This is a genomic window from Acinetobacter sp. F16, assembly GCF_052712855.1.
Genome location: NZ_JBRATK010000021.1, coordinates 22943 through 29292 on the forward strand (window position 1 = coordinate 22943; position 6350 = coordinate 29292).

The 6350-nt window shown below is 42.8% G+C and carries 5 protein-coding genes; 3 read left to right on the plus strand and 2 right to left on the minus strand.

Annotation, left to right across the window (positions count from 1 at the left end):
- Window positions 1–18: 18 nt before the first annotated feature.
- Window positions 19–1164, minus strand: a complete 1146-nt coding sequence (gene dprA, locus ACU0NF_RS11375; RefSeq protein ID WP_445661189.1) for a DNA-processing protein DprA — start codon at window positions 1162–1164, stop codon at window positions 19–21.
- A gap of 107 nt (window positions 1165–1271) precedes the next feature.
- On the minus strand, window positions 1272–2432 hold the full coding sequence (locus ACU0NF_RS11380; protein WP_370984633.1) for a LysM peptidoglycan-binding domain-containing protein: 1161 nt from the start codon (window positions 2430–2432) through the stop codon (window positions 1272–1274).
- Between the two features lie 119 nt (window positions 2433–2551).
- On the opposite strand from ACU0NF_RS11380, the gene def reads away from it, so the two are divergent.
- The 3 genes from def to ACU0NF_RS11395 all read left to right on the plus strand — a co-directional run bounded on the left by def (window position 2552) and on the right by ACU0NF_RS11395 (window position 5764).
- Entirely contained in the window at window positions 2552–3082 is a 531-nt protein-coding gene (def, locus tag ACU0NF_RS11385) for a peptide deformylase (protein ID WP_131271028.1), read from the plus strand.
- A 91-nt stretch (window positions 3083–3173) separates the two neighbouring features.
- Window positions 3174–3602: a DUF2946 family protein gene (locus ACU0NF_RS11390; RefSeq protein ID WP_370984634.1), complete on the plus strand. Its 429-nt coding sequence runs from the start codon at window positions 3174–3176 to the stop codon at window positions 3600–3602.
- 89 nt (window positions 3603–3691) lie between these two features.
- Complete coding sequence (locus ACU0NF_RS11395; RefSeq protein WP_445661190.1) at window positions 3692–5764, plus strand: TonB-dependent copper receptor; 2073 nt, start codon at window positions 3692–3694, stop codon at window positions 5762–5764.
- The last annotated feature ends 586 nt before the right edge of the window (window positions 5765–6350 follow it).

Genomic DNA, 6350 nt, shown 5'->3' on the forward strand with positions numbered 1-6350 from the left:
AGATGGATATTGTGAACCTTATTTGCCTGGACGACAACGTAGATACAAGCCTGCCTGCTGCATACATAAGCCAAGTAGCTCTAATTCCATCAGTTGGCTGGTCAATGTAGCAATATCGGATTGCAGTTTAGCGACCAGATCATCTATGCTTTGCCCGACCCAATCCAGCTGGTTATACAGCGGCGTTAAGTGAGGCGGTAATGCAGTTGGTGCTTGAAGGCTATTCGAATTTTTGCATTGTTCAATCTGCTGCTGATTCTGCCATTGGGTCGGCAGGGCCAAGTCTTCAATCACCTGTTCGGGATGATCGACCAAAATAGCACCTTCACGAATCAGTTGATGGCAGCCTTGATGATGCTCACTATAAATATGACCGGGAATGGCAAAGATTGATTTGCCTTGTTCGGCCGCCCATTTCGCCGTAATTAAAGAACCACTTTTCAGGGCGGCTTCTGCAACGATGACACCCAGACTTAAACCGCTCACCAGGCGATTGCGCCGTGGAAAATGCTGCTGTAAAGGGGGTGTTCCTGGCAAGAATTCAGTCACCACTGTACCTGACTGGCTAATGATCTGTTGTCGCAGTTGCTGATGCTGTGTCGGGTAGGTTTGGTCCAAGCCAGTACCCATCACGGCAATGGTTCGACTGTGGCGTAAAGCCCCTTGATGTGCGGCTTCATCAATCCCTTCAGCCAAACCGCTAATAATGTAAAAACCTTGATCACTTAAATAATAGGCAAAATCATAAGCCACCTGCCGCCCGTGGCTGCTCGGTTTGCGGCTGCCGACAATTGCAATTTGTGGCTGCAACATTGCCTTAGCATCACCTTGGCCAAACAGAATAGGCGGCTTATCTGCATAAGGCAGCAGTTGAGTAGGGTAATCTGGATGTTCGAGTGTAAGAATAAAGTCGCTATGTTTGTGAATCAGGGCGACACAATGCTGAAATTGCAGCTGTGATTCAGGAAGATGAAAATCTCTCAGGCGCTGAATATGATTTTTGTGAATGCCCAGCTTTTGCCAAGTTTCAATTTGATCAGGCTGTGTTGCTTCAGCCAGATGGGGATAGTATTTATTGATTTTATAAAAGCTGGGCAGCGAGTGTTGTACCAGAAACCATAACCGAATGTAATCCAGCTGCAAGGAGCTTAATGAATTGAGCATAATGAGACCTTTAAATATGTCTTCTTTTTATTGTTTAAAAAAATTTATTGTTTAAAAAATAAAATGAGGCTGAATCACAGCCTCATTTTTAGATTTGGGCTTAAGGATTATTCATCCATCAATGGTGGCTGAATGCCAGCACCGACTTTAATCGGTAATTCGCTATCCAGTACATAAGCATAGCTTAAGTTCTCAAAGCTTTTGAATACCATGATGTTACCAATACGTTGCCCAGGCAATTGCACACGTTCTTTGGTTTTCGGATCAGTGACGACTTCACCTTTCTGGTTCACTGTGAGCACATGTCCAACTTGAACACCTTGCAGGCTACCCCGGTCAATGGTCACTACACTGTGTTTTGCCGCTGTGCCGATCGAACCCATCACGCGAACAACCTGACCACCTGCAACCACCTCTTCGGCATTGGTCGGGTAGAACAAGGTTGGCAACATTGGATCGTATTCAGGAAGGACACGATCACCACGACGAACTTCAGCATTATAAGTATCTGTCAGTTCAAGGGTGGTAATGTCATTTTCACCGCGAACTGCAACACCTGAAGCGACTTGAATTAGCTCAAGGCCAGCATTGTATTTTTTACCATTGGCATCGGTAAACATATACGGTTCGCCTTCACGGTAAACTGCATAGCGTTGACCGACTTCCAGGCCATTTCCGCGTGCATAGACGGTTTGGCCTTTGGCAGCAAGAACACGTTGATCGGCAGTACCTAAAATGTATGGTGTACCTTGAATCGATTCTGGTGTCACAATGGTGCTACGTTCCAGCCAGTGTTTAATGTATTCCAGAGGAATCACTGGAATGGCATTGTTTAGAGATTCAACCCGAACTTGAGGTTGCAGTTTAGTGCCGGTACCACCGGTATAGCGACGGATAATCCCTTCACAGCCATCACCCTCATCTTTACCAATAATCGGTTTGCCATTATAGGTACACATCAGCAGGCGGTCGCCCGGGAAAATCCAATGTGGATTTTTCACGTGTTTGTTGCTTGCCCAAATCTCAGGCCAGCGCACTGGATTTTTTAGAAATCTTTTGGAAATATCCCATAAAGTATCACCTTTTTTCACCACATAAACTTGTGGCGCACCGGCTTTTAATGCAGGTGGGTTTACATTTCGAGCGGGTGCCGCTTCAGCAACACTAACAACGCCGACCCCAACACTTACACAAACGGCAAGTGCCAATAATTGTTTTTTAAACCCCAAGGCACTAAAAGTTGGCATGCCCTTCAAAACCTTTTTCATTATCATAATTCCTAAAATTATGTATGTAGTTGCGTTATAATAACGATATTACACACATTTTTTTGATGAAGCATTCCTTCATTTTGTTTTTTGATCAATGGCATAAGTGAGGACACCGTATGGCCTTATTACCTATTTTAAGTTTCCCGGATCCCCGTCTTCGTACCATTGCTAAACCAGTCGAAGAAGTCACTGATGAAATTCGTCAGCTTGCAGCAGATATGTTTGAAACTATGTATGAAGCGCCTGGTATTGGCTTGGCTGCAACACAAGTGGACTACCATATTCAGCTGATTGTCATGGATTTATCTGAAAATAAAGATCAACCCATGGTGTTTATTAACCCCAAAGTTACCCCGTTAACTGAAGAAACTCAGCCCTATGAAGAAGGCTGTCTGTCAGTGCCTCAAATATACGATAAAGTTGAGCGTCCGTCACGTGTAAAAATCGAGGCCATTAACCTTGAAGGTCAATCATTTGAGATGGAAGCAGACGAGCTTCTCGCTGTTTGTATTCAACATGAAATGGATCACTTAAATGGCAAGTTATTTGTCGATTATTTATCGCCATTAAAGCGTCAACGTGCACGTGAAAAAGTCGAAAAAACTGTTCGTCAACGCCAAAAAGAGAAAGTTGCGGTAAAACGTTAAGCACAAATATTTAGATAAAATGAAAATTTACAAAGCCCAATTTCGATTGGGCTTTGTTATACTTGAGTTAGACAAATTTTAGGGTTTGCCGGTGCTTTTGCGTAGTGGTCTGCTGCTATCTTGTATAGCGGTATTTTTACAGATTGCTGTTTTTTTACAGCCCTTGCTACCGAAGCAATATCAGATTGCTCCGGTCTGTGAAACCATTACGCGTGCATTATTACTCAGCTCTAGCGCTATTCATCAAACCTCCACTTCTGAACATTCTTATCATCCAGTCAATCAAGATACTCAATTGCATGAACAGCATGCAGGGCATGATCATGATGCCAACCATAAGTGTCAGTACTGTACTGTTTACGGTAATTTGGTCTTGCCTCCTGAATTGGACGTTAAAGAAGTTTTAGATCGTATTCAAATTCGTTTAATTGCATTCCAAAAGACCTTTAGTCATGTCTGGTTTGTTTTACAGCGACTCTTTCTTCTGCCCCAAGGGCGAGCCCCACCACTATTTGCATAAATCGAAACCTGTTTTTCGGGTCTTAATTGACTTAAGCCCTTGTGCTGCTTCAACCGCAGCTCATATTTATGTATTAGTGAGATTGAAAAATGGCTCAGCCAAAATTCTTTTTACAGCCTCTTGCAGCTGCGATTTGTGTTGCTTGTTATTCAGCTTCAGTATTTGCTCAAGAACAAACTGCAATTATTCAGACTTTAGCCCCAATTGTGGCAACTGCACATCAAGGCAACGATGCCAATGGACTCATTGTGCGTGCAGATCCTAAGCAGCCGATTCAACCAATTCCAGCCAGTGATGGTGCTGATTATCTACAGAGCATTATGGGATTCAGTTCGATTAAAAATGGCGGCAGCAATGGTGATGTGACTTTCCGTGGCATGTTTGGTTCGCGGATTAAAATTTTAGCGGATGGCACAGAAAATTTGGGTGCCTGCCCAAACCGTATGGATGCGCCAACTTCTTATATTTCACCGGAAAGCTATGACCGTATTTCGGTGATTAAAGGTCCGCAAACGGTTCAATATGCCAATACCGGTTCTGCTGCGACCGTTATCTTTGAACGCGAAGCGGAAAAGCTGAGTCAAGATAAGCCTTATCGCGGTCAAGCCAGTGTCTTGATGGGTTCATATGGTCGCCTTGATCATAATGTTGAAGCCGCAGTAGGGGATGAGCAGAAATACATTCGCCTGAATGCCAATCGCTCAGTTTCAGATAGCTATAAAGATGGTAATGGCAATGCTGTTCCTTCGGATTGGGAGCGCTGGAATGCTGATGTGGCGTTAGGTTGGACACCGGATGAAAACACTTGGGTAGAACTTAGCGGCGGGAAATCAGATGGTGAAGCGGTCTATGCCGGACGCGATATGGATGGCTCGCAATTTGCCCGTGAAAGTCTTGGACTGCGTGTAGAAAAGAAAAATGTCACCGATGTCATCAAGAAAATTGAAGCGCAGGTGAACTACAGCTTTAATGATCATGTCATGGATAATTTCAGTTTGCGTACGCCACCGACTGAAAAAATGATGCATGACGGTATGGAGATGGAGATACCGAATCCGTCTTCTATGCAAGTGACGCGCCGTACCTTAAATGCCCGGTTAGCTGCTGTCAGTGAATGGGATCGACTTCAGCTGACGACAGGGATCGATTCCCAGCAGAATCATCATGCCGGTAGCATGACATCAATGATGATGAATATGCCGATGCAAACCAATATGAAGTTCCAGTCTTATGGTGCGTTTGGTGAGTTGGCTTACCAGTTCGATAATGATTACAAGTTGGTCACAGGTGCACGTGTTGATCAGGTGAAAATTGATGCCTTAAAGCTCAATGATGACCGTAAAGAAACATTGCCAAGTGGATTTGTTCGTTTGGAGAATCAGCATCCAGAGCATGATGCGAAAACCTATATCGGCGTAGGTTATGTCGAGCGTGTACCGGATTATTGGGAGCTGTTTAGTGCCAAACATGGTAATACTGGGGCACCTGTCCCTGCATTTAATGATCTAAATACCGAAAAAACTTTACAGTTAGACATGGGCTATCAACATGAGCATGGTGCACTCAGTTCTTGGGTTTCTGCCTATGCTGGACTGATCAATGATTATATTCTGATGAGTTATCATGATCATTCAGGATCTATGCCTGGCATGGCCCATGGTGGTGCTGAAAAAACAGCTGGCGCTAAAAATGTAGATGCGACCATTGCCGGCGCTGAAGCAGGAATTGGTTATCAATTTAGCGATCATCTGCAAGCGGATGTCAGTGCCATGTATGCTTGGGGTGAAAATACCAACGATAATAAACCTTTACCGCAAATTTCGCCTTTAGAAGGTCGGGTCAATCTGCGTTATGTGCAAGATAAATATACCTTGGGTGCGTTGTGGCGTGTTGTGAATAGCCAAAATCGTATCAGTCAAGATCAAGGCAACATTGTCGGTTATGACTTGGGGGAAAGCAGCGGTTTTGGAACTTTATCGCTCAATGGCACCTATCATGTTCAGGATGGTATAGACCTTTCTGTAGGGATTGATAACGTGTTGGATAAAACCTATAGCGAACATTTAAATAAAGCGGGGAGTGCCGGTTTTGGTTTTGCAGCGGATGAGCAATTCAATAATATTGGTCGTAATTATTGGGCACGTGTCAGTATGAAATTTTAATTCAAACTGAATTTCTTGAACAAAAGCCATTGCTGCCTTCAGTGATGGCTTTTTTCTAGATAAATAGGTCATCGATTCGATCTTTTTTTAATGGATTTATTTTGCTTGATCACAGCATCTTGTTTATTAAATAACACCAATGTCGAAGAAAGCAGCAACAATCGTTCTCTAAATAAACATTAATAAGAGGTTTTATTTTTTAATATAAATAAAATCAGTATCTTATTGTATTTTAATTACGGGTTTTAAAAGAAGAATAAAAAATTTAAAATTAATTAACCATATAAAACAATAGTTTATATTTATATTAGAATATAAAACCAACAGCCAGATAAAAACTTTCAAAAACAGGGTTGCACCTGACCTGAAATGCTGTAGAATGCACATCCATCGGCGGTGATGTTGATTAAAACTTGTTGAGAAACAAGGATTTAGCCCAAAGGGTAAAATCTGGAAGTCTTGAAGAAGTTAAAAATTAATTGGCAAAACCTGTTGACTATTCTTGGAAAGAGAGTAGTATAGCCGACCTAGCTTGCTGGTGACGAATCAGCAAGAAGATCATTAAGAGATTATGAAGAACAACTTG